We start from the raw sequence: 26,927 nt of genomic DNA on the forward strand, positions 1-26,927 counted from the left end.
GGCGGGCTCAGGACACGACGTCCTTGGCGCGGAAGTGCCGGAACGCCAGCGCGCCGAAGACCAGCGCGAGTGCGACCGCCATCGACAGGCCCTCGACCACGCCGGTCCAGTCGGGGTTCGGCTGGAGCACGTCCACCCACGCGTACATGCCGTGGGTGGGCAGGAAGTCGCGCAGCGAGCCGAGCGCGGTGATGTTGTCGAGGATGCCGGAGAGGATCGCCAGGCCGACCGCGCCGCCGACGGCGCCCAGCGGCGCGTCGGTCAGCGTCGACATCCACAGCGCGAAGCCCGCGATCGAGAGCTGGCAGACCAGGAGGTAGACCGCGACCAGCGCCAGCCGTCCCGCCGCCGTGCCGGCGGGCAGCGAGCCGGCCAGCGAGAGGTGCAGCTCGCCCCATCCGTAGGCGGCGGTGCCGACGCCGAGGGCGACCAGCGGCAGCACCAGCACCGCGACGGCGCTGAAGCCCAGGGCGACCGTCAGCTTGCTCGCCAGCAGCCGCGCCCTCGGCACCGGCGCGGCCAGCAGGTAGCGCAGCGAGGACCAGCTCGCCTCGGAGGCGACGGTGTCCCCGAAGAAGAGCGCGACCGGCACGCTGAGCAGGAAGCCGCTGGCCATGAAGAGCACCGCGAAGGCGAAGTTGACTCCGGAGGCGGTGGCCGCCGCGATGAGCGACGGGCTGCCGTCCCGCCCGGAGGGAGTCCCGCCGACCGCGAAGGCGGCCCAGACGATGACCGGCAGCGCGACCATGATGCCGAAGACGACGAACGTCCGGCGCCGCGACAGCTGTCGGCGCGCCTCGACGCGCAACGGCAGCGTGCGGGAGGGGCGGTAGCCCGGTGCGGCGCCGGACGTCTGGACGTTGACGGTCTCGGTGCTGCTCATGCGCGGTCTCCGGTCAGGGTCAGGAAGGCGTCCTCCAGGCGGCGGTGCGGGCCGACCCGCTCCACCGGCACGTTCAGGCGCAGCAGTTCGGCCAGCAGGCCGGCCACGGGCAAGCCGCCCCCGGCGTCGAGTCGGACCAGCAGCCCCGGTTCCTCCGTGGCGGGGGCCACCGAGGCGACGCCGTCCAGCCTGCGCAGCTCCGTGACCGCCGAGTCGATCGCCTCGGCGCTCATCTCGCCGGTGCCGACCAGCAGTTCGTCGTCGTTGCCGGTGATCTCCGCGACCGGGCCCGCCGCCAGCAGCCGGCCCTGCGTCATCACCACCAGATGGGTGCAGGTCTGCTCGACCTCGGAGAGCAGGTGGCTGGAGACGATCACCGTCCGGCCGCCGGCGGCGTAGCGGGTGATCACCGCGCGCATCTCGCGGATCTGCTGCGGGTCGAGGCCGTTGGTCGGCTCGTCCAGGATCAGCAGTTCCGGCAGGCCCAGCATGGCCTGGGCGATGGCGAGGCGCTGCCGCATGCCCTGCGAGTAGGTCCGCACCGGGCGCTCCAGCGCCTCGCCCAGGTCGGCGATCTCCAGCGCCTGCGCGACGTGCGCGTCCGCCTCGGGGCGGCCGGTGGCGCGCCAGTACAGGTCCAGGTTGGCCCGGCCGCTCAGGTGCGGCAGGAAGCCCGCGCCCTCGACGAACGCGCCCACCCGCGACAGCACCGGCGCCCCGGCGGTGACGGGGTGCCCGAACAGGTGCACGCTGCCCGCGTCCGGCCGGATCAGGCCCATCAGCATGCGCATCGTCGTCGTCTTGCCCGCGCCGTTCGGACCGAGCAGGCCCAGAACCTGGCCGCGCTCGACCCGGAAGGACAGGTCCTTGACGGCGTAGCGGTCCGTCGAGCCCTGGTAGCGCTTGGACAGCCCCTCGACGACGAGCGGCAGCGTGGCGAGCTCCTGGTCGAACGCCCGCGTCACCCGACGGCGCCGCGCCCCGCGGCCGGTGACCACGAGGGCGACCGCGAGGGCCGCGGCCACCAGCGGGACCAGCCAGACCCAGAGCGGCAGCGAGGACCGGTCGTCGGTCAGCGCCGCGTCCGTGGGCAGGGTCAGCGCCGTGCCGGGCGCCAGCGAGAGCCGGTAGACGGCGGGCTGCGCGGGGGAGGAGAAGCCCAGGTCGGTGCTGGCCAGCACGAGGCGCAGCCGGTGACCGGCGGCGAAGTCGTGGTCCACGGCGGGCAGCCGCACCTCGACCGGGCCGGAGGCGGTGACCCGCAGCGGCGTCACCAGCTGGTGCGGGAGGGTGGTGGTGCCGTCCGGGGCGACGTCGTACAGCTTGGCGAAGAGCACGGCCGGGGCCGTGCCGTCCACCGTCACCTGGACCTTCACGCCGGGTGAGCCGGTCAGTTGCAGCGGGCTGCCCAGGGGCGCCGACTGGAAGGCGGCGTACTGGCCGGGCATGTCCTGGCTCAGTGACACGTTCCCGCCGAGCAGGCCGCCGAGCTGTCCGAGCGCGCCGAGCCCCGGCACCGAGGAGATCGCGGGCGGCATGCCGCCCGCCGGGTTGGCCACCGCCTGCGGCGGCCCGTCCAGTGCGACTGTCCGGCGTCCGGTGCCGTCGACGGTCGGGTAGCGGTCCGCGCTCGCGCCGATCTGCACCACCTGTCCGGCCGACACCGACACGCCCCCGGTCCGGGTGACCCGGAACGCCGGGCCGGTGTCCACGCCCTGGTCGTGCTTCAGGTACCTGTCGAACCAGGCCAGCGTGCGGGCCTGGACCCGGGCGCTCTCCTGGTCCCCGCCGTCGTGCCCGCCGGAGGACCAGTCCACGGCGACCGGCGCGCCGTTGGCGCGGATCGCGCGGGCCATCGCGTCGGCCTGGGAGAGCGGGAAGAGCGAGTCGTTCTGACCCTGGGTGATCAGGGTGGGCACCTTGATCGACCCGGCGACCGAGTCAGGGCTGGACTGCGCGAGCAGCGCGGTCGCGGCCGGGTCCGAGGTGCCCGAGAGCGCGGCGCGCTCGTAGACCTGGCACAGCGCGGTGGTGAACCGGCAACCGGTGGCGTCGGTGCCGCCCGTGCCGCCGTGCCCGCCGTTCGTGCTGCCGGTGCCACCGGTGGTGAAGAAGACCCCGGCCCAGAGTTTCTTGAAGACCCCGTCCGGGAAGAGCGCGTCGTTCAGGTCCCACCAGGTGATCTGCGGCGCGATCGCGTCCACCCGGCGGTCGTGACCGGCGGTCAGCAGCGAGATCGCGCCACCGTAGGAGGCCCCGGCGATGCCGACCCGCGGATCGTCCGGTCCGTCCCGCAGCACGTCGGGGCGGTGTCCCAGCCAGTCGATCAGCCGCTGCACGTCCGCGACCTCCCGGTCCGGCGCGTCCAGCCCGATCGCGCCGGTCGACTTCCCGAAGCCGCGCGCGGACCAGGTCATGACCCGGTACCCGTGCTGCGCCAGGAAGCGCGCCTCGGCGGCCATGTCGTCCTTGCTGCCCCCGAACCCGTGCGCGAGCAGCACGGCGGGCCGCGGCGTGGCGTCCCCGGTGGTGAAGTACGCGGTGTCGATCCTGACGCTCTGCGAGCTCCCGGGCGTCTCCGGCATGGTGAACACCTGGTCCTGCTCCGTCACCGCCACGGCCCCGCCACCCCCGCTCGCCGCGACGGCGGTCCCCCCGCCCAGCACGACCAGGGCGGCGACGGCGGCGGCGGTCCACCGCCGCGTCAGACGGGGTCGCAACGGCACGAGCACATCCTTTCGGGAGCAGTCTTTCGGGGAGCGGTCTTTCGGGGGAACGGCCTTTCGGCGAACAGCGGTGGCGAGGGCATCGTAGGCACAACGATCACCGTGACCGCGACCTGCCCCCTGCCAGTGCCGCCGCCGGTGCCGCCGAAAGCCGTGCCGCCGACCCGGCGTCAGCGCTCGTCCAGCTCCGCGAGGAAGTCCAGCGCGGCCGCCCAGGTGCGGTCCGCGGCCTGGGCGTCGTAGTCGTGGAGCTCGGGGTCGGTGAAGAGGTGGCCGGCGCCCCGGTAGCGGTGGATCTCGACGTCGGCGCCGGCCCGGAGCATCCGCAGGTACCAGGCGTTGAGCCAGTCCTCCGTCTCGTACACGTCGGGCTCGGCGACGTGGAGCTGGACCGGGATCGAGGTGGCGGCGTCGTCGGCGATGTCCGAGGTGCCGTGCAGGAGCAGCAGGCCGAGGGCGCGGTCGTCGGCGAGGGCGAGGTTCTGTGCGATCGCGCCGCCCAGGGAGAACCCGGCGTAGACCAGGCCGGGGCCGTCCGTGCCCAGCAGCGGGGCGACCGCCTTGACCGCGCGGTGCAGCAGCTCCTCGCGGGTGATCTCGTCCCGGTAGGCCAGGCCCGACTCGACGTCGTCGAAGGTCCGGCCGTCGAAGAGGTCCGGAGTGTGCACGGTGTGCCCGGCCGCACGCAGGCGCTCGGCGGCGGCGTGGACGGCCGGACGCAGGCCGTAGGTGGAGTGGAAGAGGACGATCTGGGCCACGGACGGGTTCCTTCGCAGGCTGGACGGGGTGCCCGTCCATCATCGCCGATGGGCGGCGGTGGGTGGCGTCCCGACGTGCGCGGCGATGCGCTCACTACCGCACCCTCGGCCGGCACCTGGGCATCACCGGCCTCCCGGAGAGCTACGCCGGGTTCGAGGCGCTGCTGGACGCCTACGAGCGCGAGCGCTTCGCCTTCGACGCGGGCGGACGGGCGGTCTCCGACGCCACCTTGGACATCGTCCGGTCCTGGTACCCGGGCCCGGTGGGGCGGTTGATGCGGCACGCCACCGTCTGCCTGCTCGACGACGAGCTGCGCGAGGCCTTCCGGTATCCCGCGCCGCCGCGCGCTCGTCGCGGCCGTGCGCGGCGGGATGCGGCTGCGGGGGCGGATCGTGCGGCTGCTGCCGCCGCGCCGGGAGCCGTTCCCCGCCCGCAAGGGCCCCAACGTCCGCGGCTGTTCGGGCGGTTACCGCCTGGCCGAGCTCGGGGTGTTTCCCGCGGGCGGGGGCTGCCCGGTTCCCCACAGCGAGGGGAACCCGGCCGTCGCCGAACGAGCCGCCGCACGAGCCGCCGACTGAGTCGCCGAACGAGGCGTGCCCGCTGCCTTCCGTAGCGCGGTACGTGCGTGAAAGCCTCGTGCTCCCGCAGCTCCCCGCCGTGTTCCGCTCCGCGCCGCCGAAGATGGGGGTTCCCTCATGGGCCCGTTCCTGCCCGATGCCGTCCGCGACCAGGCGGTGCGCCGCCCCGACGCGCCCGCCGTCAGCGAGGGCGACCGCACCGTGGGCTTCCGGGCCCTGGACCGGCGCAGCAACCGCCTCGGTCAGGCGCTGCTCGCCGAGGGGATCGAGCCGGGGGCCAGGGTCGCCTGCCTGGTGCGGCCGGGCATCCTTTCGGCCGAGTTCCTGCTGGGTTGCGCCAAGGCCGGTTTGGTGGCCACGCCCCTCAACTGGCGGCTTGCAGAGCCGGAGTTGGCGGCGGTCGCCCGGGACGCCGGGTTTGCGGCGGTGATCACTCAGGAGGAGTTCCTGTCCGGTGCGCTCGCCGTCCGCGCGGCGCTGCCGGGGGCGCGCCTGATCGTGGACGTGGCCGACACGGCGGAGGCGGACGGCACGGCGGGGCCGGACGGGCTCGCCTACGAGCCCTGGCTCGCCGCCGCCTCCGACGCCGACCCCGGGCGCGGCGGTGCGGGGGAGGGCGGTACCGTCTGCCTCCAGCTCTACACCTCCGGCACCACCGGGCAGCCCAAGGGCGTCCAGCTCACCCTGCGCAACCTCGACGCGGGTGACCACCTGATGCGCGAAGTGGGGTGGGACGAGCAGGCGGTGAGCATGAACGCGATGCCGTTCTTCCACATCGCCGGGACGGCGTGGCTGGCCCACGCGCTGGTCGCGGGCGCGCACACGGTCACCGTGCCGGACCTGGTGCCGCAGCACGTCGTCGAGCTGATGGAGCGGGAGCGGATCAGCCACGTCTTCTTCGTCCCGGCGGTGCTGCACATGCTGACCTCGCTGCCGGACATCGAGAAGCGGGACTTCTCCGCGCTGCGGCTGATCGCCTACGGAGCCTCACCACCGATCACCCCGGCGCTGCTGCGGCGTTCGATGGACTGCTTCGGCTGCGGCTTCCTGCAGATCTACGGCCAGACCGAGACGGCCGGCACCGCCACCCGCCTGCTGCCCGAGGACCACGACCCGGACGGGCCCCGCGCCCATCTGCTGCGCTCCGCCGGGAACCCGCGGGCCGACGTGGAGATCCGCGTCGCCGACCCGCTCACCGGCGAGCCGCTGCCCACTGGCGCGGTCGGGGAGATCTGCACCCGCTCCCACTACGTCACCCCCGGTTACTGGCACCGCGAGGACGACAACGCCCGCCTCTTCGGCGAGGACGGCTGGCTGCGCACCGGCGACGCGGGCCGGCTCGACGCGGAGGGCTACCTCTACATCACCGACCGGATCAAGGACATGGTGATCACCGGCGGAGAGAACGTCTACCCGGTGGAGGTGGAGGCAGCCCTCGCCGAGCATCCGTCGGTGCTGGACGTGGCCGTCTTCGGCACGCCCGACGAGCGCTGGGGCGAGGCGGTCACCGCCGCGGTCGTGCTGCGTCCGGACGCGGGACGGGTCGAGCCGGAGGAGCTGATCGCGTTCACGCGGGAGCGCATCGCCTCCTACAAGAAGCCCCAGCAGGTCCACTTCCTCGACGAACTGCCGCGCAACCCCACCGGCAAGATCCTCAAGCGGGTGCTGCGCGAACAGTTCGGAGAGCCGTCCTGAGGCACCGTTGATTGGATCTTCGTCCGGTGTCATCGTCACGTGCGAAGCCGAAGGAGGCGACGCCGTGGCGCAGTCACTGTCACCGTCGGGCAAGGCCGCGCCGGTCCTGGCGGACCTGGACGCGGAGTCGCGGGCACTCGACGCCCTGGTGGCCGGGGAGGGGCTCGACTGGGCCGCGCCGACCCCGGCGGCGGGGTGGACGGTCGCCCACCAGATCGGCCACCTGGCCTGGACGGACCGGCGGGCGTTGATCGCCGTCCGCAGCCCGGAGGCCTTCGGCGAGGAGGTGGGCCGTGCCCTCGCCGGTGGCGAGGAGTTCGTCGACGCCGCCGCACGGGCCCAGGCCCGCAAGCCGGGCACGCGGCTGCTCGCGGAGTGGCGTGCCGGGCGGACCGCGCTCGCGGCGGCGCTGGCCGAGGCCGAGCCCGGTGCCCGCTTTCCCTGGTACGGGCCGCCGATGAGCGTCGCGTCGATGGCGACCGCGCGGCTGATGGAGACCTGGGCCCACGGCCTCGACGTCCGCGCCGCGCTCGGCCTCGGGCCGCGGCCGGGCAGCGGGCTGCGGCACATCGCGCGACTGGGCTTCCGCACCCGGGACTTCGCCTTCGGCCTGCACGGGCTGACGCCGCCGGCCGGGGAGTTCCGCGTCGAGCTGCGGGCGCCGTCGGGGGAGATCTGGGTGTTCGGCCCGCAGGACGCCGCCCAGCGGGTGAGCGGCGACGCGCTGGAGTTCTGCCTCGTGGTCACCCAGCGCGTCGACGCGGCGGCGACCGGCCTGGTCGCTCTCGGCCCGGACGCGCGCACCTGGCTGGGCCTCGCCCAGGCCTTCGCGGGCCCGCCCGGTCGAGGGCGCGGACCGGAGCCGACCGAGCAGTGTGGGGGAGCCGTATGAGCGAGACACCCGAGCGGGTCCTGCTGCGCGAGACCGTCCGGCGCTTCGTGAAGACCGAGGTGCTGCCACACCTCGACGCCTGGGAGCGCGAGGGCGAGCTGCCGCGCAGCTACCTCCGGGACGCGGAGATCGAACGCCACTACCGCGACGTCCGCATCCTCGCCATCGGCGGCGGCGCGGACGAGATCCTCACCGCCCTCGCCGCCCGCCGCCTCGGCTACACCGCCTGACGGCGGCCGGTTTCGGGGGTTCCCCCTCGGGTGTCGCATAGATTCGACGGACCACCCGAGGGAGGGACACCGATGTCGCTGCACACACCCCGACTGACCCTGCGCCGGTTCCGCGAGGAGGACGCGGCCGCGCTCGCGGCCTACCGCTCCGAACCGGACGTGGCGCACTACCAGAGCTGGACGGCGCCGGTCGCGCCGGAGACCGCGTGGGCGTGGGTGCGTGACTTCGCGGCGGGCTCGCTGGAGCGGCCCGGCTGGTTCCAGTACGCCGTGGAGCTGACGGCGGAGCGCCGCCTGATCGGGGACATCGGCGTGCGGATGCACGAGAACCTGCGCCAGGCCGAGCTCGGCTTCACCCTGGCCGGGGCCGCGCACGGGCGCGGATACGCGACCGAGGCGGTCCGGGCCGTGCTGGACGACCTCTTCGAGGCGCGCGGCCTGCACCGGGTCTCCGCCGAGTGCGACGCCCGCAACGTCCGCTCGGCAGCGCTGCTCGAACGCGTCGGTTTCGCCCGGGAGGGCCGGCTGCGGCAGGCCACCTGGATGAAGGGCGAGTGGACGGACGACCTGGTGTACGGCCTGCTGGCGGCGGACCACCGGCCGAAAGACCATTGATTCCGTGCCCCGCTCTCGTCTACCGTGACGATCAGAAGTACGAAATCAGTGTCTGATCTGTAAGAGCGAAACGAAAACGGTTGCCCCGGAGGGCATGAGATGTCAGAAATCGCAGTCACGGACCGTACGCGCCACCGCCGGATGCGGGAGAACGGCAGCACCCGGCGCGAGGACCTCGACGCGGTGCTGGCGGCGGGCTTCGTCTGCCACCTGGGCGTGGTCGTGGACGGCACCCCGATGGTCGTGCCCACCTGCTACGGCGCCACCGCCGACACGCTCTACTTCCACGGCTCCGTCGCCAGCCGCAGCCTGCGGCAGGACCCCGCCGCCGAGGTCTGCGTGACCGTCACCCACGTCGACGGCCTGAGCCTGGCCCGGTCGGTGTTCGAGCACGGGATCAACTACCGCTGCGTGATGGTCTACGGCACCCCGCGCCTGGTGGAGGGCGACGAGAAGCTGGAGGGTTTGCGCGTGCTGACCGAGCAGAGCGCGCCCGGCCAGTGGGACTACGCCCGGCAGCCGAACCGCAAGGAGCTCGCCGCCACGGCGCTGCTCGCGCTCGACCTGACCGAGGCCTCCGTCAAGATCGCCTCCGGCCCGCCGGAGGACGGCGACGGCCCCGACGCGGAGCTCGGCCTGTGGGCCGGCAACGTCCCGATCCGCACCGTGCTGGACGCGCCCGTCCCGGCGCCGGACCTCGCCCCGGGCATCGCGCTCCCGCCGCACATCGCCGCGTACCAGGCCGGCTGAGCACCCCCGCGCGGCGAAGCCACCCGTCGATGGCCTCGGGCTAACACCTGGTCGGCCCGCCCCCGCTCGTCGCCGTGACCGCAGGCACGGCGCGGCCGTCCTCGGGCAGCGGAAACGCCCGGCCGGGCCCCGCAGGCGTCCGTCCCTCTCGTGGCCTGTCCCGGCCCCCCGCGCCCGCCGTTGCGGCGTAGCTCACGTCCGGCTGAGAGCGGAAGCCGTGCGGGCGGAAGATAGCATGGTCGGCGTCGCCCGGCTCGATTACCGCGAAAGATGATTTTGTGACTGTCAATGACGACGTGTTCACGGACTGGATGAACCGCGAGGAGATCGCGGAGTCGATGATTCCGATCATCGGCCGACTCCACCGGGAGAAGGACGTCAACGTCCTGCTGCACAGCCGCTCCCTGGTGAACAAGTCGGTGGTCAGCATCCTCAAGACCCACCGGTTCGCCCGCCAGATCGCCGGCGAGGAGCTCTCGGTCACCGAGACCTTTCCCTTCCTCCAGGCGCTCACCACGCTCGACCTCGGTCCGTCCCAGATCGACCTCGGCATTCTCGCCTCGATGTACAAGGCGGACTCGCGTGGCCTCACCGTCGAGGCATTCACCGCCGAGGCCGTCGCCGGTGCCACCGGGGAGAACAAGCTGGAGCGTCGCGAGGCCCGCGACGTCGTGCTCTACGGCTTCGGCCGGATCGGCCGCCTGCTGGCCCGCCTGCTGATCGAGAAGGCCGGCTCCGGCAACGGGCTGCGCCTGAAGGCGATCGTGGTCCGCAAGGGCGCGGACGACGACATCGTCAAGCGCGCCTCGCTGCTGCGCCGCGACTCGATCCACGGCCAGTTCAACGGCTCGATCACGGTCGACGAGGCGAACAGCACCATCATCGCCAACGGCAACGCGATCAAGGTCATCTACTCGGACGACCCGACCACCGTCGACTACACGGCGTACGGCATCGACGACGCCATCCTGATCGACAACACCGGCCGCTGGCGTGACCGCGAGGGCCTGTCCAAGCACCTGCAGCCGGGCATCGCCAAGGTCGTCCTGACCGCGCCGGGCAAGGGCGACGTCCCGAACATCGTGCACGGTGTCAACCACGACACCATCAAGCCGGACGAGCAGGTCATCTCCTGCGCCTCCTGCACCACGAACGCGATCGTCCCGCCGCTGAAGGCGATGGAGGACAAGTTCGGCGTGCTCCGCGGCCACGTGGAGACCGTCCACTCGTTCACCAACGACCAGAACCTGCTGGACAACTTCCACAAGGCCGAGCGTCGCGGTCGTTCCGCCCCGCTCAACATGGTCATCACCGAGACCGGTGCCGCCTCCGCCGTCGCGAAGGCCCTGCCGGACCTCAAGGCGAAGATCACCGGCAGCTCCATCCGCGTCCCCGTCCCGGACGTCTCGATCGCCATCCTGAACCTTCAGCTGGCCCGCGAGACCGACCGCGACGAGGTGCTGGACTACCTGCGCGAGGTCTCGCTGACCTCCTCGCTGCGCCGCCAGATCGACTTCACCACGGCGCCCGACGCGGTCTCGATGGACTTCGTCGGCTCGCGTCACGCGTCGATCGTGGACGCCGGCGCCACCAAGGTCGAGGGCGACAACGCCATCCTCTACCTGTGGTACGACAACGAGTTCGGCTACTCCTGCCAGGTCATCCGGGTCGTCCAGTACGTCTCCGGTGTCGAGTACCCGACCTTCCCGGCCCCGGCGGTCTGATCCCCGTCGCATTCCGGTAGCCAGGCGAACCGGCCCCGCACCCGTCACGGGTGCGGGGCCCGTCGCGTTCGGCCCGCCGCGTTCAGACCACGGCTTCAGACCACGGCTTCGCTGTGCTCGTCCAGCCCGTGCTCGTCCAGGCCGGACTCCTCCAGGAAGCCCCCGGACTGGTGCTGCCACAGCCTCGCATAGGCACCCTCCGCCGCCAGCAGCTCCGCGTGGGAGCCCTGTTCGACGATCCGGCCGCGGTCGAGCACGACCAGGCGGTCCATGCCGGCCACCGTGCTGAGGCGGTGGGCGACGACCAGCGCGGTGCGACCCTCCATCAGGCGCCACAGCGCCTCCTGGACCAGGACCTCGCTCTCGGAGTCCAGCGCGCTGGTCGCCTCGTCGAGCAGCAGGATCGGCGCGTCGCGCAGGATCGCGCGGGCGAGCGCGACCCGCTGGCGCTGGCCGCCGGAGAGCTTGATCCCGCGCTCGCCGACCATCGTGGCGAAGCCGTCCGGCAGGCTGTCGGCGAACTCCGTGACGTGGGCCGCCTCCGCCGCCTGGCGGATCTCCGCCTCGGTGGCGTCCGGGCGGGCGAAGGCGATGTTGTCCCGCAGGGTGCGGTGGAACATCGCCGGGTCCTGCGGCACGTAGGAGATCAGGCTGCGCAGGTCGGCCTGGCGCAGCCGGCTGATGTCCTGGCCGCCGATCCGGATCCGGCCGCCCTCGATGTCCGTCATCCGCAGCAGCAGCCGGGTCAGCGTGGTCTTGCCGCCGCCGGACCGGCCGACCAGGCCGATCCGCTCGCCGCCCGCCACCGCCAGCTCCAGGCCGGAGAAGAGCGGCTTGTCGGCGCCGCCGTGGGTGAACACCACCCGCTCGAAGCGCACGTCCGCGCCACGCGGCCGCAGCGGCTCGGGCTCCGGCACGTCGACCACGGTCGGTGGGGTCATCAGCAGCTCGGTGAACTGCGCCGCCTCCGTCATCGAGCTCTCCAGGCGCCGGTAGATCTGGTTGAACTCGAACATGATCCGCGTCGCGTTGGAGAAGTAGGTGAAGGCCACCACGACCTCCTCCACGCCGCCGTGCCCGTCCGTCGCCGCGACGACCGCCAGCAGCAGGCCGACCGCGTTGGCCAGCACGGACATCGGCGCGACGAGGGTGTCGATGCGCAGGTTGCCGTAGTCCCACGAGCGCAGCGAGAGCCGCCGGGACTCCGCGACGCGGGCCCGGTGCTCGGCCGCCTCGCGCGCCTCGGCGGCGAACGCCCGCACGGTGTCCATGTTCATCAGGCTGTCGGCGACGTGCCCGGAGACCTTGGCGATGGCCTCCTCGCGCTGGTTCACCAGCGCCTGGCGGTGGCGGATCAGCGGGGCCACGATCACGGCCGTCAGCAGGATCATCGCCAGCAGGGTCACCACGAGCAGCGGCTGGTAGTGCCACAGCACCACCGAGCCGAAGACCAGCGGGACCACGCTGCCGACCACGTTGAACGTCAGCGTGTCGATGACGTCCTCGAACCGGGAGGCGAAGCTGAGCACCCGCTTGGTGAGCGAGCCGGCGAAGTTGTCGTGGAAGAAGGCGGAGTCCTTGGCGAAGAGCTCGTCCATGCCGACGACGTAGAGGTGCTCGATGCCGAGGGCGTCGACGCGGTTCAGGCAGTGCAGGCCGACGCGCCACAGGGCCTCGGAGACCAGCAGCACGGCGCCGAAGCCGAGCACGTAGGGGAGCAGGGCGGAGAGGCCGGTCCCGGCGCCCGGCCCGCCGGTGCCCGGTCCGTTGGCGATCCTGGCGACCAGCTTGGCGACCAACAGCGGTGCCACGTAGGCGATTCCGATGTTGCCGACGGCCGGGCCGAGCATGGCGGGCAGGGTCAGTAGCCGAAGCCGGGTCAGTTCCCGGCCGTAATATCGAAGGGCGAGGAGGACCGCGCCGCGACGCGGTCGTCCCTCGGTGGATTCCGGCTTGGACATCGCAGGTCCCAAGTGTCGTAGGGCATGCGGAACCATCCGTGCGAGTACGGAGGGGTGGGTCAACGAGTGTCCCGCCGGGCCGTCCGGGGCGTCCAAGCCTTTTTCCCCGAACGGGTGAGTTCGCGCCGTCCGGGTGCCGCTGTCCGGCAACGCGACGGCCGCCCCTCCCGGGTGGGAGGAGCGGCCGTGTGGGGCGGGCGATCAGCCCTCGTCGGGGGCTTCCTGGCGCTGCGCCGGAAGGGTCGGGGTGCCGGGGGCGTCCTTGGGCGTCATGCTGTCGAAGAAGCGCAGCAACTCGACCGGGAACGGCATCACCAGGGTGGAGTTCTTCTCGGCCGCCACCTCGACGACCGTCTGCAGCAGACGCAGTTGGAGCGCGGCGGGCGTGGCCGACATCTCGCGCGCGGCCTGCGACAGCTTCTGCGAGGCCTCCAGCTCGCCCTCGGCGGTGATGACGCGGGCGCGGCGCTCGCGGTCGGCCTCGGCCTGACGGGCCATCGAGCGCTTCATCGACTCCGGCAGCGCCACGTCCTTGATCTCGACGCGGTCGATGTGGATGCCCCACTCGGCGGCCGGGCTCTCCAGCATCACCTCCAGGCCCTGGTGCAGGGCCTCGCGGCCGGAGAGCAGCTCGTCGAGCTCGCTCTTGCCGATGATCGAGCGCAGCGAGGTCTGTGCGACCTGGCCGATCGCGAAGGTGTAGTTCTGCACCTTGACCGACGCGGTCACCGGGTCGACGACCCGGAAGTAGAGCACCGCGTCCACCCGGACGGAGACGTTGTCGCGGGTGATGCCCTCCTGGGAGGGGACCGGCATGGTGACGGTCTGGATGTTGACCTTGCGCATCCGGTCCAGGACCGGAACCAGCAGCGTGAGTCCGGGCTGCCGCACCGCCTGGCGCACCCGGCCGAACCGGAACACCACACCGCGCTCGTACTGCTGCACCACCCGCAGGCTGTTCAGCAGCCCGATCAGGAAGACCACCGCCACGACGACGCCCACGACGCCCAACACCATGGTTCTGCACTCCTCGGAAGTGAACGGCCTGGCCCGAGGGTCCGGCCTCTCCGTCGTGCCGATCACGGCGGGCTGACAGAGGTTAGCCCCGGGCCCGCAGTTCGTCCAGAAGTCGCTCGGCGTCGCGGTCGCGCCGGTCGGCGGAGGCGGGCCAGGCCGAGCCGGCGGACCTGGAGGGGGGCTGACGTCGGGTGAGGCGCGCGTTGCGCTCCAGCCCGAGGACGAGGACGGCGACGACGATGAGGAGAATCAGGATGCCCATGGCATAAATCCTGCGCTCGTTCAGATCCTGCCACCAGTGGCAGAAGTGTCCAGGTGCATCGATATCCTGCCAAGGGCGCCGTACGATGTCCGCATGCTGCGCACCGTGGCCGTCGCCCTGATCGACGATTTCGCCCCCTTCGAGTTCGGCGTCCTCGCCGAGGTCTTCGGCATCGACCGGACCGAGGACGGTGTGCCGCCCTTCGACTTCCGGGTCTGCTCCGCGCGGCCCGGTGAGCCGGTCCGCACCACCGTCGGCACCACCATGACGACCACGTACGGCTTCGACGCCGCCCTGGAGGCCGATCTGATCGGCGTCCCCGCCTACCTGATCCGCGCCGCGTACCCGCCCGAGCTGATCGAGCTGCTGCGCGCCGCCCACGCGCGCGGCGCGCAGCTGCTGACGGTCTGCAGCGGCGCGTTCGCCCTGGCCGAGGCGGGCTTGCTGGACGGGCGCGCCTGCACCACGCACTGGCGCCACGCCGAGGAGTTCGCCACGCGCTTCCCGCTGGCGCGGCTCGATCCGAACGTGCTCTACGTCGACGACGGCTCCATCACCACGAGCGCCGGTACCGCCGCCGGCATCGACGCCGCCCTGCACCTGGTCCGCCGCGAGCTCGGCTCGGAGGCGGCCACCGCGATCGCCCGCCGGATGGTGGTGCCACCGCAACGGGACGGCGGGCAGCGGCAGTTCATCGTCCAGCCGGTGCCCGAGCACTGCGCGGACAGCCTGGACCCGCTGATCGCCTGGCTCTCCGAGCGGCTGGACAGCGAGCACAGTGTCGCCGACCTGGCCCGTCAGGCCCACATGTCGGAGCGCACCTTCGCCCGCCGCTTCGTCGCCGAGACCGGCACCACCCCGCACCGCTGGCTCTCCGCCCAGCGCATCCTGCACGCCCGCCGCCTGCTGGAGCAGACGCCGATGAGCGTCGAGGAGATCGCCCGTGCCTGCGGCTTCGCCACGGCGGCGATGCTGCGCCACCACTTCCGCCGCGCGGTCGGCGTCGCCCCGGCGGACTACCGCCGGAGCTTCGCGCAGACGCGATGACGGTCCGTCATCGGCCGGCGGAGGCCGGGGCCGGGTGGGGGTCGCGGAAGGTGAAGGCCTCGGGGCCCTCGCCTCGTTCGCGCAGCAGGGCGAGGCGCTCCATCGCCTCGCCGACGGTCGGCCGGTGGCCGGCCGGGACCCACCACAGGACCGCGTGGGGCTCGGTCATGCGGGTGAACCACTCGCGGCGGCGGCTGAGCACGCGCAGGTGGTCGCTGCGGTAGACATAGGCGCGCAGCGCCTCCACGGACTCCCAGACCGAGCAGTTGATCAGCAGCAGGTCGTCGGTGTCCTCCGGGCGCAGCATCGTCGCGTCCGCGCCGCTGTCGTCGACCAGGCGCCAGACGAACCCCGGCGACTGTTCGGCGAGCTCGTTGACGGCGGGCAGCTGCTCCACGAACGAGGCGAGCTCGGGGCTGTCGATGGGGGCGACGATGCGCCCGACGTTGACCTGGGCGAGATGAAAGCCAGTCATGGAGCCAGGATGGCGGCCACGCTGCTCTATCGTCAATGATTTTTTGTTTTAGAGATCGCCAGGTGCGATCCGTCGGAGCGCGACGCAGCAGCCGTCCGGGCCGGGCGACATCTCGGCGCTCCAGCCCCTCGACTCCGGCGACGCGGAGGCGCCCGCAGCGAGCAGCCCCTCGATCAGGGCCAGGTTCATCCCGCAGACCAGCGCCGGGAACTCCTGCGCCAGCGCGTGGAACGGGCAGTTGCGCAACCGCGTGACGGTCTCGTCCTCGCCGTCCGGGCAGGGCTCGTAGCCGCGGGCGCGGAGCGCCGCGACGGGATCGCCCTGCGGCGCCTGCGCGGCGCCGCGCGCGCGGGCGGCGCTCTGGAGGGCGTGGTCCAGTCCGGCCTGCTCGACCGTCTCCGCCAGCAGCCCGGCCGCCGTGTCGTAGGAGCGCGGCGGCATCGAGACCGCGTGCTCGCGCCCCGCCCGCCGGTACACCTTGGCCGGACGCCCGGCGCCCGGGCCGGTCCGCCCGGAGAGCCGACGGAAGGCCACCTCCAGCAGTCCCGCCTCGACGAGCTTGTCCAGGTGGAACGCGGCCAGCGCGCGGGAGATCCCGACGGCCTCGGCCGCCGCGTCCCGCCCGACCTCGGCGGGCGCCGCGGCGACGAAGCGGTAGAGCCCGCGCCGGACCGGATCGCCCAGCGTTCCCAGGGCCGTGAGCGCGTCGTCCTCGTCGGTCATCGCACGAGTCTATGACTCACCGGCGGGACGGCAGCCGGGCCGGGGTCTGCTCGGGTCCGGGGTCTGCTCAGGTCCGGGTCGGTGCGGGCCGGTCCCGGTCGCCGCCGTCGACGCGTCGCGGCCTGCGGCGCAGGCGGCGCCAGAGGGGCGGGACCGCGCCCGCGAGCAGCACCAGGACCAAGGCGGCGAGGACGCCCTCCCACGGCTCGGGGAAGAGCGCGCCGCCCACCACGCCGACCGCGACGAAGGCGATCGCCCAGACCAGCGCCGCCGGCAGGTCGGCCAGCGCGAACCGGCGCCTCGGCCAGCCGGAGAGCAGGCAGGCGGCGAAGGTGGGAACGCGGCCGCCGGGGACGAGGCGGGCGACGACGAGCGCGCCCGCGCCGTGCGCGTCCAGCCGGGCCTGGGCCTCACGGGCGCGGTGGCCGTGGCGACTGCCGTCGATCTTCTCCTGGATCGCGGCCGCCCAGCGGTTCTCGGCCCGCCCGGCCACGCTGTACAGCGTCACGTCCCCGCACCAGGCGCCGACCGCGCCCGCCAGCACGACCAGCGGCACGTCCAGGGGTGCCCAGGAGGAGTGGAAGGCCGCCACCGCCGTCGCACTGACCAGCGCGGCCGTCGGCACGATCGGGACGACCGAGCCGAAGGCGACCAGGAGCGTCAGTGCCGGTGCGCCCACCGCCTCGGGGGTCCCGGGATCGGCGGCGAGCTGCAGCGCGCTCACGCCGGGCCCGCGTCGTGAGCCGCCGTCATCCCTGCCCCCGTTCCGCCCGCCTGCTGCCTGCCTGTGGTCCGCAACAGGGTACGTCGCGAACGGATGAATCCGGTGATACCGGCACCAATCGAGCGCTGTGGCGTAGAGCCGGAGCAAGGCCCGACGTGGCCCGACGCGGTCGTGCCGGACGTCTTGTGTTCTCCGCTCCGGCGCCCCATCATGCTCGGGCGCCTCCGCTTGCACGTGTCACCATCCCCGACCCGCACACGGAACGAGGAACCCTCATGACACGACGAACGCCCCGCAAGGCCGCCCTGTTCGCGGTCGCCGCCACCGGGCTGGCCCTCTCCCTCACCGCGGCGTCACCGGCCGCCGCCCACGCCGGACACCACGGCGGTTCCGCCGGAGCGCTGCCGCCCGCCGGCGCCGTCGGCCACGTCCTGGTGATCGACCTCGAGAACGAGAGCTACGCCGCGACCTTCGGCCCCGGCTCGCCCGCGGCCTACCTCAACGGCACGCTGCTGCCGCAGGGCGAACTGGTGCAGAACTACGCCGCGGTGGGCCACGTCAGCCTGGACAATTACCTCGCCCAGGTCTCCGGGCAGGCCCCCAACCTGGTCACCAGCAGCGACTGCGGCACCGCCACCGGCGCCGGCTACCTCGACGTCCGCCCCGGCACGCCCGACCCGGACCAGACGCGCTACCCGGGCCAGGTCGACGGCCAGGGCTGCGTCTACCCGGCGGGCGTACCGACCATCGGCGACCAGTTGCAGTCCGCCTCCTACCTGCCCGGCCTCCCCACCGTCGTCGACTGGCGCGAGTACGCCGAGGACATGGGCAACGACCCGGCCCGCGACGGCGGCGCGACCGACCCGCTCGGCGGCACCGACTGCGCCCATCCGACCCAGACCGCCGGGTCCGCCGCCGACGCCACGGGGAACGCCGAGGGCCCCAACGCGACGGGCTCGCAGGTGAGGTCCGGCATCACGGACCAGTACGTCGACCGGCACAACCCCTTCGTCTACTTCCACTCCGTCACCGACGCCGCCGCCTCCTGCGCGCGGCACGTGGTGCCCCTCGGCGCCGCCACCGCACAGCCCTCCGGCGGCTACCGCTACTCCGGACACCTGGCCCGAGACCTGGCCGGCCCCTTCACCACCCCGCGTTTCGCCATGATCAGCCCGAACGTCTGCGACGACGGCCACGACGCCACCTGCGCGGGCGTGAACGCCGCCGGTACCACGACGGGCGGCCTGGCCGGCGCGGACGCCTTCCTCAAGGCGTGGATGCCACTGATCCTGAACTCGCCCGCCTACCGGGACGGGTCGATGCTGGTCATGGTCACCTTCGACGAGGGCGACGACACCGACACGGCCGCCACGGACAACGAGCGGCCCGGTCCCGGCAACGCCAACCCCGGCTACTCGCCGCTGCTCAACACGCCGATCCCGGCGTTCGGCGGCGCGACCTACTACCAGCTCCTCGGCGTCACCGGCCTGACCCCGGGCCAGCAGCCTCCCGCCGGCACCATGCCGGGCGGCGGCCGCGTCGGCGCGGTGCTGTTCAACCGCTTCTGGATCACCCCGGGCAGCGTCGACACCACCGGCGCCTACAACCACTACTCGGCCCTGCGGACCTTCGAGGACCTGCTCGGCCTGACCACCGGTGGCGCCGACGGCCGCGGCCACCTCGGTTTCGCCGCGTCGGCCTCGGACTTCGGCCCGGACGTGTTCAACAGGGTGCCCCGCTGACGTCAGGTCCGGCCCTCGCCGGGCAGCCGCGCCTCGATGCGCTCCAGCAGCGCGCGGAGCGCGGCCACGTCGTCCTTGTCGGCGAACTGGTCTCCGTGGCGCAGGCGGACCAGCACCGCACCGCTCGGCTCCAGTTGGACGAGCGAGGTCTCCTCGATCCCGTCGCCGCCCTGGGTGTGCACGGCGAGGGCGACGTCACCGCGCGAGATGCCCTGCCGCCGCATCGCGGGCAGGTTCAGTGCCCCGTCCTGCGCCAGCGTCGTCGGCGACCCCTCCAGCAGCCGCGCGATCCACGGCCACCGCGCCCCCTGCCGCACCAGCACCGCGTCCGTCAGCAGCAGCACCACCGCGCCGAAGATCCCGCCGCTGACGGAGTTGTCGTTGCCGATGACGGCGTTCTGCACCACGTTCGACAGGAGGAGCATCACGACCAGGTCGAAGGTGTTCAGCTGCGCCAGCCCGCGCTTGCCGACCAGGCGCAGCAGCACCAGCAGGGCCAGGTAGACGATGATCGTGCGCGCGGCCTTCTCCCCGTAGGAGACGCCCGCGATGAACATGTCGTTCCACATCCCGGCCACTGTAGGGACCGCACGTTCGGCGCAGGGTCAGGCCACGCCGTGGATGCGGCGGACGAGGATGCCGCCGAGGAGGGTGGTGAGGGCGGTGGCGAGGTAGAGGCCGGTGTAGTTGCCGAGGTGGGCGATGATCGGGGCGGCGAGGGCCGGGGCGAGGACCTGGGGGCCGGAGTTGGCGATGTTGATGACGCCCAGGTCCTTGGCGCGGTCGCGGGCCTCGGGGAGGACCTGGGTGACCAGGGCCTGGTCGACGGCGAGGTAGACGCCGTAGCCGGCGCCGAGGACGGCGGCGGCCGCGAGCGCGGCGGGCCAGGTGTGGAGCAGGGCGAGCAGCACCGCCGCGACCGCCATCACCACGGAGCTCAGCACGACGAACGACTTGCGGCGCCCCACCCGGTCGGAGACCCGGCCGACGGGTATCGCGGTCAGCGCGGCGAAGAGGGTGTAGACGACCGTCAGGATCAGCACTCCGGTGCCCGGGTCGCCGTAGTGGACGGCATCCGAGAGGAAGTACAGGAGGTAGAGCGTGCCCAGCGCGTTGCCGAGGTTGATCAGGAAGCGGGTGAGCCAGGCCCAGCCGAAGTCGGGATGCCGCTTCGGGCTGACCCAGAACGAGCGCGCGAACGCCCGCCCGTCGAAGGCGGGCCGCAGTGCGCGGGGGAGTACCGGCTCGGGGTGGCGCAGCACGAACGGCACGGCGAGGACGACGGTGAGCAGGGCGAGGGTGCCGTAGCCGGACCAGACGCCGGTGACCAGCAGCGTGGTGACCAGGGCGCCGAGCACCAGGCCGAAGGACTGCATCAGACCGGTCCAGCCGGAGACCTGGGCGCGCTGGGAGAGCGGGACCCGGTCCGCGATCGGGGTGGTGACCCCGGCGAGCATCGCGTTGAGCCCGGCCTGCCCGACGCACCAGCCCACGGCGACGCCCGTGACGGTGTGCTGGGAGGCGGTGACGGCCAGCCCCGCCGCTCCGGCGAGCGCGCCGCCGAGGATCCACGGGCGCCGCCGCCCGAAGCGGCTGGTGGTCCGGTCCGACAGGGCGCCCGCGAGCGGGTTCACCACGACCGCGACGAGCGCGCCGAGCCCCGTCACCAGCGACAGCGCCCCGCTCTTACCGTGCGGGTCGATGTGCTGGAGCTGGAGCGGCAGCAGGATCTGGATGGGTGTCATGAAGGCCATGAAGACGGCGAGCGTGGCGAGCGAGAGCGTCACCGTCCAGCCCGCCCGGACCGGGACGGTCGGTTCGGCGAGGAGGGCGGTGCCGGCTCTCTCGTCCTCCTGCAGGGCCTGGCTCATGACGGCTCCTTCGGTGCGGGCGGGGTGCGCGCCCGGTGGGGGTGGGGTGGAGCTACGGGCGCTGGGAGGCGATCAGGTCGCGGTACCACGCGAAGCTGGCCCGGGGCGTGCGGACCTGGGTGGCGAAGTCGACCTCGACCAGGCCGAAGCGCTGCCGGTACCCCTCCGCCCACTCGAAGTTGTCGAGCAGTGACCAGGTGAAGTATCCCCGCACGTCGACGCCTTGGGACCGGGCCTGGGCGATCGCGCCGACGTGGCCGGCCAGGTAGTCGACGCGGGCCCGGTCGTCCAGCCCGGCCGGCTCGCTGCACCCGTTCTCGGTGATCCACACCGGCGGCAGCGCCTTACCGTAACGGGCACGCAGGCCCACCAGCAGTTCGGTGAGCCCGTCCGGGACGACCGGCCAGTCGAAGGCCGTACGCCGGTACGCCTGCTCGGGCTCGGCGAGGTCGAACGGCAGGACACCGGACGGGTCGGCGGGGGCGGTGACCCAGGTCGGGTTGTAGTAGTTGATCCCCAGCCCGTCCAGCGGCGCGGCGATGACGGCGGCGTCGCCCTCGCGCACGATCCCGCCCCAGCTCGGGTCGGGCTGCCCGAAGGCGGAGAGATCGGGGTAGGAGCCCAGCAGCAGCGGGTCGTTGAAGAGGCGGTTGTGCAGGATGTCGTAGGCCTCGGTCGCCCGGTGGTCGGCCGCGCTCTCGGCGTCGGAACGCAGGCGCACCGGTGAGCAGTTGTTGGCGATCAGCACCTGCGCGTCCGGGACCGCCGTCCGGATCGCGTCCACGGCGAGTCCGTGGCCGAGGAGTTGGTGATGGGCGACGGGCAGCGCGTCCAGCAGCAGGGCCCGGCCGGGCGCGTGGACGCCGAAGCCGTAGCCGAAGGACATGTGCACGAACGGCTCGTTGAGCGTGATCCAGCGCCGCACCCGGTCTCCGAGCCGCTCGGCGACGACCGCCGCGTACGCGCCGAAGCGGTAGGCCGTCTCCCGCGACATCCAGCCGCCCTCGTCCTCCAGCGCCTGCGGCAGGTCCCAGTGGAAGAGCGTGGGTGTGGGTTCGATCCCCGCCTCCAGCAAGGCGTCGACCAGCCGGTCGTAGAAGTCGAGCCCCCGCGGCTCGACCTTGCCCGCGCCGGTGGGCAGCACGCGCGGCCAGGAGATCGAGAAGCGGTAGGCGTCCAGCCCCAGCGCGCGCATCAGCGCGACGTCCTCGCCGAAGCGGTGGTAGTGGTCGCAGGCCACGTCACCGGTGTCGCCGTCGCGGACCGCGCCCTCGCGCCGCACGAACGTGTCCCAGATCGACGGGCCCTTGCCGTCCTCCTCCGCCGCGCCCTCGATCTGGTACGCCGCCGTCGAGGCGCCCCAGACGAAGTCGGCGGGGAAGCGGGGGAGGGGGGCCGGTTCGGCGGACCTGGTCGTCATGTGCACCGCTCTCGTCGTCCATGAACATGAGATTCACTCATGTTTTGCAGGCAGTGTGGTGCCGGGGGGCCCTCCTGTCAATGGTTCGCGTCAGCCCGCGTCAGCCTGCGTCGAGCGCCTCGCGGACGAGGGAGGCGGTCGTGGCGGCCGCGGCGGGGCTCGCGTACCGGGTGCGCGGCCAGAAGAAGCCACGCAGGCCGTCGCCCTGGTTGCGGGGCACGACATGGACGTGCAGGTGCGGCACGGACTGGCTGACGCGGTTGTTCATCGCGACGAAGCTGCCCTTGGCATCGGTGCCGCGCTCGACGGCGGCGGTCAGCCGCCGCACCCGCTCGAAGAAGGGGCCGACCTCCGCCGGGGTCAGGTCGGTGAGGGTGCGCGCGTGGCGGCGGGGGATCACCAGGACGTGGCCGGGAAAGAGGGGTCGGTGGTCGAGGAAGGCGACGACGAGGTCGTCCTCGTAGACGGTGTCGACGCTGATGTCCCCGGCGGCCACGGCGCAGAATGTGCAGTCCACGCGCCTGATTGAAAGCCAGTCGGCGCCCGGCTCCAAGCAGGCGCGCCAAAGGGCCCTCCGGGCCCACGCGAAGGGCCGCCTGCCGCTCGTCGGTGCGAGCGGCAGGCGGCCCGGTCTGCTGACCGGAAGGTGCTGGGGATGTCCGGGTAGCAGCCGCCGTCACCGTTGAGCAGGAGCTGCGCGCCGGTCTGGGGACCGTGCGGATCAGGAGACGCCCCGGGATCCGAGCCAGTGAGCCAGCGTCGCCATTGCTTCCTCAGCGGAAGGGAGGACGCCGAGGCACCCCAGGAAGCCGTGGAACGTGCCCGGGAAGAGCTCCACCCGCGCCGGGACGCCCGCCGCGGCCACGCGGCGCGCGAAGCGAAGGCCCTCGTCGCGCAGGGGGTCGCAGTCCGCCAGGACGAGGAGCGTCGGCGGGAGGCCGGACAGGTCCGGGGCGAGCCCCGGGGAGGCTCGGGGGTCGAGGGGGTCGCCGTCCGGGCCGAGGTACTGCTGCCAGTACCAGCGCTGGTGGGCGGTGGTGTGGAAGAAGCCGGTCGCGAAGGCCGCGGCGGATGCGCCGTCGAGCAGCGCGTCGAGCACCGGGTAGACGAGCAGCAACCCGGCTGGGCGCTGCGGCTCGCCGCGCAGGGCGGCGGCCGCGGCGGCGGCCAGGTTGCCGCCGCTGGAGTCGCCCGCGACGACCACCCGGCGTGCGTCGCAGCCGAGCCGGGCCGCCTCGGCCAGCGCCCACCGCAGGGCCGCCGTCGCGTCGTCGACGGCGGCGGGAAAGCGGTGCTCGGGAGCCGCCCGGTGGTCGACCGCGAGCACCAGCGCGCCCGTCCGCGCCGCGAGTTCGCGGCAGAGGCGGTCGTGGGTCTCCAGGCCCGTCAGCACCCAGCCACCGCCGTGCAGGAACACCACGAGCGGTCGCCCGGGCGCGCTGCCGGGGACCGTGCCGTCGGGCGCGTCACCCGTGGCCATGGTGAGCGGTCGGCCACCCGCGCCACGGGAGCCCCCGCCGGGGTCGTAGGCGCGGATCGGGACCGGGGCGTCGGCGCACGGGCCGACGGTGAGCAGTGGGTGGCTGGGGCGCGTGGCGCGCTCGCGCGGGGCGACGCCCGCGCTCGCCGCGCGGCGCAGTGCGGCGGCGGACAACGGGGCGCGGGCCGGGTCGGGGAAGGCCGCCGTCATCGCGTCGCACAGGCGCCGCGCCAGGGGTGGGAGCGGGTCGTCGCCCCGGCTCACGTGGTCACCCCCGCCCGGCCGTGGAGCCGCCGTCGACGGTGAACTCCGCGCCCGTCACGTACGCGGCCGCGTCCGAGAGCAGGAACGCCACCAGCTCGCCCACCTCCGCCGCCGAGCCCATCCGCCCCAACGGGATGTGCGGCCACGCGGACGCGGCACGGGTGGCTTGCGGCAGCATCGGGGTGTCGATCACGCCCGGATGCACGGAGTTGACCCGGATCCGGTCGGCCGCCAGGTCGAGCGCCGCGCAGCGGGTGAGGCCCCGCAGGCCGAACTTGCTGGAACCGTAGGCGGCGTGGCCGCTGATGCCGGTCAGGCCGGCGATCGAGGAGATGTTGACGACCGAGCCGCCGCCTGCGGCCCGCAGCGCGGGCAACACGGCCTGAAGGCCCAGGAAGGGCCCGACCAGGTTGACCCTGAGCATCGCCTCGAACCCGGCCCTGCTCTCCTCGCCGACCGGCGCGGTCCGCCACACGCCGGCGTTGTTGACCAGCCCGTCCAGGCGCCCGAAGGCGCTGACCGCCTGCTCGACCGCCTTGGCCCAGTCGTCGGCGTCCGTCACGTCGTGCGGCACGAACACGGCCTGCTCACACCCGAGTTCGGCGGCGAGCTCGCGGCCCTCCGCCTCGCGCACGTCGGTCAGCACGACCCGCGCGCCCGCGCCGGCGAACTGCCGCGCCTCGACCGCGCCCTGGCCGCGTGCCGCGCCGGTGAGCAGGACCACCTTGCCGTCCAGTGAGACCCCCGCAACGGAAGCGCTCATACGCCTGCCAACTCCCTCGCCCGTATCTGCGGGATGACCCGCTCGCCCCACTGCCGGATGGTCTCCAGGCAGGCTTCCTGCGGCACCGTGCCCATCTGGATCAGGCAGATGACCTCGTCCACGCCGATCGCACGCAACCGTTCGACGTAGGCCAGTGCGGTGCCTGCGTCGCCGTACGCGTGGTCGGCGTTGAAGGTGCCCGTCGCGCTCGGGCGGACCGGGACGCGCGCCTCGTGGAGCTTGGCGACGAGCTCCTCGCGGTCCCGGGCCAGCGCGCCGACGTGGTCGTCCCCCTCCGCGTAGCCGGAGGGGTCGGGGGCCGGGCCGCCGCCGTACCAGTGCGCGATGGACTCGGCGAAGAAGCGCTGCCCGCGCGTGCCGAGGCGGTAGGCGCGCTCGGGGTCGTCCAGCACGATCGTCGGACACAGCGCGGCGAAATGGTCGTTGACCTGGTCGGAGACGAGCCGCTCGCCGGTGCGCGCGGCGATCGCCGCGTCGTAGACCTCGCGCATCGCGGCCACGTCCTGTGCCCCCGCGAAGCCCAGCACCAGGGCGCCGAGCCCGAGTTCGGCGGCGGTGCGCAGCGTCTCCCGTTTGCTGCACGCCATGAAGAGCGGCGGGTGCGGCCGTTGGACCGGGCGCGGCAGCACGGCGCCGGGTCCGATGTCCAGAGCGCCGTGCCATTCCAGGCGCTCCTCGCGCCAGGCGGCCGAGATGATCCGCAGGGCCTCCTCCAACTGCGGGTAGGTGTCGTCCGGGTCGACGCCGAACATGGACGTCTCCTGCCGGGTCGCCCCGCGTCCGCCGCCGATGTCGACGCGTCCGCCGGAGAGCACGTCGAGCATCGCGGCGCGCTCGGCGACCCGGACCGGGTGCTGGTAGCCGAAGGGCAGGGTGACCACGCCGTGGCCGATCCGGATCCGCGAGGTCCGGGCCGCCACGAAGGCGAGGAACACCTCCGACGCGCTCATGTGCGCGTACTGGGTGAGTGAGTGGTGTTCGACCGCCCAGATTCGGTCGAAGCCCGCCTCCTCGGCGAGCACGGCCTGCTCCACGCAGTCGTGGAGCAGCTGCCGTTCCGCCTCCGGTGAGGGGTCGGCGAGTTGGGCCTCGAAGATCACGGAGAACTTCATGGAGCCTCCCGATATGCCTGAATGAGATATGACTAGCAGTCATATCTCAAAGAGGGAAGAGAAGTCGGCGGACCCTGCCTAGACTCCCGGTCATGGCCGACCATGCCGACGAAGAAGCCCCGCTCCCGCTGCCCGCGACCAGCTGGGCGGTGCTCGGGCTGCTCTCCTTCGGTGCCGAACTCTCCGGTTACGACCTGAAGAAGTGGGCGGACGCCTCGCTGCGCTACTTCTACTGGAGCCCGTCGTTCAGTCAGATCTACGCCGAGCTGCGGCGTCTGGAGGCGGCCGGCTGCGCGACCTCGCGCCTGGTGACACCCGAGGCCGGGGCGCGGCCCAAGCGCCTGTACCGGATCACGGATGCCGGGCTGGCGGCGGTGCGCACCTGGGCCCGGCAGGCGCCGGTCGACCCGCCGATGCTCAAGCACCCGCCGTTGCTCCGCCTCTGGCTGGGGCACCTGGCGGAGGCCGACGACCTGCGCGGGACGCTGGACGCCCACCGGGCGGACGCCGAGCGTCTGCGCGCCCGAGCCGCCGCGGATCTGGCCCTGGCGGCCGACGAGCCGGACTGGGCCTACCCGCTGCTGGCGCTGCGGTGGTCCGAGCGCTACTACGCCGCGCAGGCGGAGCTCGCGGCCGGACTGCGCGCCGATCTCGACGCGATGCTCGCTGCGCGCGGCGAGCGGCGCGCTACGCGCGCAGACCAGGGCTGAGCTGCTGATTCCACCGAGCGGTCGGCGCGAGGTGATCTTTCGTCCGCTAAATGCCTGTTCTGTCCATGTTGACGTGGTGTCAGGCGCCTGCTTCTCTTTGCAATGCACGACACAGCACCCCCACATGTGGTGGCAAGCAGAACGCTCTGGGTCACGGCGGCAGGACACCCTCGTGCGCATTGAGTTGATGTGTGCACGACATATCTTGGCGTCCCCGTTCCTGTGTTCGTCCCTTGATCTGTTCTCCGAGAGAGGACCCCTCGACGATGGGTATATCCCTTCGCGGTGGAGTGCGGCGTGCGGCCCTGACCGGGCTCGCCTCGCTCTCCCTGGTAGGTGCCGCCGCCGTCGGCCTGGCCCCACAGGCCGGCGCGGCGACCGCCCCGACGGCCAACCCCTACAGCCCGGCCTACGGGCACTCCTACCGCCACGGTGCGATTCCGACCGTCGCCCAGAACGCGAAGATGAGCGAGTGGGCGGCCT

27 protein-coding genes and 1 pseudogene are annotated in these 26,927 nt (G+C 73.0%); 12 read left to right on the top strand and 16 right to left on the bottom strand.

All coding sequences use genetic code 11. The features are described from left to right. Positions 1–7: 7 nt before the first annotated feature. The 3 genes from ABH931_RS29410 to ABH931_RS29420 all read right to left on the bottom strand — a co-directional run bounded on the left by ABH931_RS29410 (position 8) and on the right by ABH931_RS29420 (position 4,367). Entirely contained in the window at positions 8–883 is an 876-nt protein-coding gene (locus ABH931_RS29410) for an ABC transporter permease (RefSeq protein ID WP_370119728.1), read from the bottom strand. Further along, complete coding sequence (locus tag ABH931_RS29415; protein WP_370119731.1) at positions 880–3,609, bottom strand: alpha/beta fold hydrolase; 2,730 nt, start codon at positions 3,607–3,609, stop codon at positions 880–882. Before ABH931_RS29415 ends, ABH931_RS29410 begins: the two co-directional genes overlap by 4 nt. Before the next feature lie 170 nt (positions 3,610–3,779). Continuing rightward, a complete protein-coding gene (locus tag ABH931_RS29420; protein WP_370119733.1) occupies positions 3,780–4,367 on the bottom strand; it encodes a dienelactone hydrolase family protein in 588 nt (195 codons plus the stop codon). Positions 4,368–4,429: 62 nt separating this feature from the next. Between ABH931_RS29420 and ABH931_RS29425 the strand changes: the two are divergent. From ABH931_RS29425 to ABH931_RS29460, 8 genes and pseudogenes are all read left to right on the top strand, one after another. Then, a pseudogene (locus ABH931_RS29425) lies at positions 4,430–4,678 on the top strand (oxygenase MpaB family protein); the annotation flags it as partial. A 49-nt stretch (positions 4,679–4,727) separates the two neighbouring features. Continuing rightward, positions 4,728–4,946: a hypothetical protein gene (locus tag ABH931_RS29430; protein ID WP_370119804.1), complete on the top strand. Its 219-nt coding sequence runs from the start codon at positions 4,728–4,730 to the stop codon at positions 4,944–4,946. Between the two features lie 117 nt (positions 4,947–5,063). Further along, a complete protein-coding gene (locus ABH931_RS29435; protein WP_370119736.1) occupies positions 5,064–6,641 on the top strand; it encodes a long-chain-fatty-acid--CoA ligase in 1,578 nt (525 codons plus the stop codon). A 64-nt stretch (positions 6,642–6,705) separates the two neighbouring features. Beyond that, positions 6,706–7,533: a TIGR03084 family metal-binding protein gene (locus ABH931_RS29440; protein ID WP_370119738.1), complete on the top strand. Its 828-nt coding sequence runs from the start codon at positions 6,706–6,708 to the stop codon at positions 7,531–7,533. Beyond that, the gene (locus tag ABH931_RS29445) at positions 7,530–7,763 is read left to right on the top strand and encodes an acyl-CoA dehydrogenase family protein (RefSeq protein WP_370119741.1); all 234 of its coding nucleotides are present in this window, start codon (positions 7,530–7,532) and stop codon (positions 7,761–7,763) included. The genes ABH931_RS29440 and ABH931_RS29445 overlap by 4 nt, the downstream gene beginning before the upstream one ends. A 72-nt stretch (positions 7,764–7,835) precedes the next feature. After that, the gene (locus ABH931_RS29450; RefSeq protein ID WP_370119743.1) at positions 7,836–8,378 is read left to right on the top strand and encodes a GNAT family N-acetyltransferase; all 543 of its coding nucleotides are present in this window, start codon (positions 7,836–7,838) and stop codon (positions 8,376–8,378) included. A gap of 99 nt (positions 8,379–8,477) precedes the next feature. Further along, entirely contained in the window at positions 8,478–9,128 is a 651-nt protein-coding gene (locus ABH931_RS29455) for a pyridoxamine 5'-phosphate oxidase family protein (RefSeq protein ID WP_370119746.1), read from the top strand. A 278-nt stretch (positions 9,129–9,406) separates the two neighbouring features. Beyond that, positions 9,407–10,852, top strand: a complete 1,446-nt coding sequence (locus tag ABH931_RS29460) for a glyceraldehyde-3-phosphate dehydrogenase (RefSeq protein WP_370119749.1) — start codon at positions 9,407–9,409, stop codon at positions 10,850–10,852. A 95-nt stretch (positions 10,853–10,947) separates the two neighbouring features. Here the strand turns inward: ABH931_RS29460 and ABH931_RS29465 are convergent, their stop codons facing one another. From ABH931_RS29465 to ABH931_RS29475, 3 genes are all read right to left on the bottom strand, one after another. Beyond that, the gene (locus tag ABH931_RS29465; RefSeq protein WP_370119751.1) at positions 10,948–12,813 is read right to left on the bottom strand and encodes an ABC transporter ATP-binding protein; all 1,866 of its coding nucleotides are present in this window, start codon (positions 12,811–12,813) and stop codon (positions 10,948–10,950) included. Between the two features lie 201 nt (positions 12,814–13,014). Beyond that, the gene (locus ABH931_RS29470) at positions 13,015–13,830 is read right to left on the bottom strand and encodes a slipin family protein (protein WP_370119754.1); all 816 of its coding nucleotides are present in this window, start codon (positions 13,828–13,830) and stop codon (positions 13,015–13,017) included. An 82-nt stretch (positions 13,831–13,912) separates the two neighbouring features. Then, complete coding sequence (locus ABH931_RS29475; RefSeq protein ID WP_370119756.1) at positions 13,913–14,092, bottom strand: hypothetical protein; 180 nt, start codon at positions 14,090–14,092, stop codon at positions 13,913–13,915. Positions 14,093–14,185: 93 nt separating this feature from the next. Between ABH931_RS29475 and ABH931_RS29480 the strand changes: the two genes are divergently transcribed. Then, positions 14,186–15,139, top strand: coding sequence for a GlxA family transcriptional regulator (locus ABH931_RS29480; protein ID WP_370119758.1), 954 nt, complete (start codon positions 14,186–14,188; stop codon positions 15,137–15,139). 7 nt (positions 15,140–15,146) lie between these two features. Here the strand turns inward: ABH931_RS29480 and ABH931_RS29485 are convergent, their stop codons facing one another. The 3 genes from ABH931_RS29485 to ABH931_RS29495 all read right to left on the bottom strand — a co-directional run bounded on the left by ABH931_RS29485 (position 15,147) and on the right by ABH931_RS29495 (position 17,061). After that, positions 15,147–15,614, bottom strand: a complete 468-nt coding sequence (locus ABH931_RS29485) for a DUF3291 domain-containing protein (RefSeq protein ID WP_370119760.1) — start codon at positions 15,612–15,614, stop codon at positions 15,147–15,149. Positions 15,615–15,662: 48 nt separating this feature from the next. Continuing rightward, positions 15,663–16,337, bottom strand: coding sequence for a helix-turn-helix transcriptional regulator (locus ABH931_RS29490; RefSeq protein ID WP_370119762.1), 675 nt, complete (start codon positions 16,335–16,337; stop codon positions 15,663–15,665). 67 nt (positions 16,338–16,404) lie between these two features. Continuing rightward, complete coding sequence (locus ABH931_RS29495) at positions 16,405–17,061, bottom strand: DedA family protein (protein WP_370119765.1); 657 nt, start codon at positions 17,059–17,061, stop codon at positions 16,405–16,407. Positions 17,062–17,336: 275 nt separating this feature from the next. Here ABH931_RS29495 and ABH931_RS29500 point away from each other — a divergent pair, with 275 nt between their 5' ends. After that, positions 17,337–18,803, top strand: coding sequence for a hypothetical protein (locus tag ABH931_RS29500; RefSeq protein ID WP_370119768.1), 1,467 nt, complete (start codon positions 17,337–17,339; stop codon positions 18,801–18,803). A gap of 2 nt (positions 18,804–18,805) precedes the next feature. Here the strand turns inward: ABH931_RS29500 and ABH931_RS29505 are convergent, their stop codons facing one another. The 7 genes from ABH931_RS29505 to ABH931_RS29535 form a co-directional block, all read right to left on the bottom strand. Continuing rightward, a complete protein-coding gene (locus tag ABH931_RS29505; RefSeq protein WP_370119770.1) occupies positions 18,806–19,372 on the bottom strand; it encodes a DUF421 domain-containing protein in 567 nt (188 codons plus the stop codon). Between the two features lie 36 nt (positions 19,373–19,408). Further along, the gene (locus tag ABH931_RS29510; RefSeq protein WP_370119773.1) at positions 19,409–20,674 is read right to left on the bottom strand and encodes an MFS transporter; all 1,266 of its coding nucleotides are present in this window, start codon (positions 20,672–20,674) and stop codon (positions 19,409–19,411) included. Positions 20,675–20,726: 52 nt separating this feature from the next. Next, entirely contained in the window at positions 20,727–22,094 is a 1,368-nt protein-coding gene (locus ABH931_RS29515; protein WP_370119776.1) for a GH1 family beta-glucosidase, read from the bottom strand. Positions 22,095–22,194: 100 nt separating this feature from the next. Next, the gene (locus ABH931_RS29520) at positions 22,195–22,611 is read right to left on the bottom strand and encodes an HIT family protein (protein WP_370119779.1); all 417 of its coding nucleotides are present in this window, start codon (positions 22,609–22,611) and stop codon (positions 22,195–22,197) included. 204 nt (positions 22,612–22,815) lie between these two features. Further along, on the bottom strand, positions 22,816–23,838 hold the full coding sequence (locus ABH931_RS29525; RefSeq protein WP_370119781.1) for an alpha/beta hydrolase: 1,023 nt from the start codon (positions 23,836–23,838) through the stop codon (positions 22,816–22,818). A 4-nt stretch (positions 23,839–23,842) separates the two neighbouring features. Next, positions 23,843–24,601, bottom strand: coding sequence for an SDR family NAD(P)-dependent oxidoreductase (locus ABH931_RS29530; protein ID WP_370119784.1), 759 nt, complete (start codon positions 24,599–24,601; stop codon positions 23,843–23,845). Then, complete coding sequence (locus ABH931_RS29535) at positions 24,598–25,734, bottom strand: LLM class flavin-dependent oxidoreductase (protein ID WP_370119787.1); 1,137 nt, start codon at positions 25,732–25,734, stop codon at positions 24,598–24,600. The genes ABH931_RS29530 and ABH931_RS29535 overlap by 4 nt, the downstream gene beginning before the upstream one ends. Before the next feature lie 92 nt (positions 25,735–25,826). Between ABH931_RS29535 and ABH931_RS29540 the strand changes: the two genes are divergently transcribed. After that, positions 25,827–26,444, top strand: a complete 618-nt coding sequence (locus tag ABH931_RS29540; protein ID WP_370119790.1) for a PadR family transcriptional regulator — start codon at positions 25,827–25,829, stop codon at positions 26,442–26,444. 266 nt (positions 26,445–26,710) lie between these two features. Next, positions 26,711–26,927: hypothetical protein (locus ABH931_RS29545; RefSeq protein ID WP_370119793.1), on the top strand; the 217-nt coding region annotated here is incomplete at its 3' end.

This window comes from Streptacidiphilus sp. MAP12-33 (assembly GCF_041261265.1).
Classification (GTDB): Bacteria; Actinomycetota; Actinomycetes; order Streptomycetales; family Streptomycetaceae; genus Streptacidiphilus.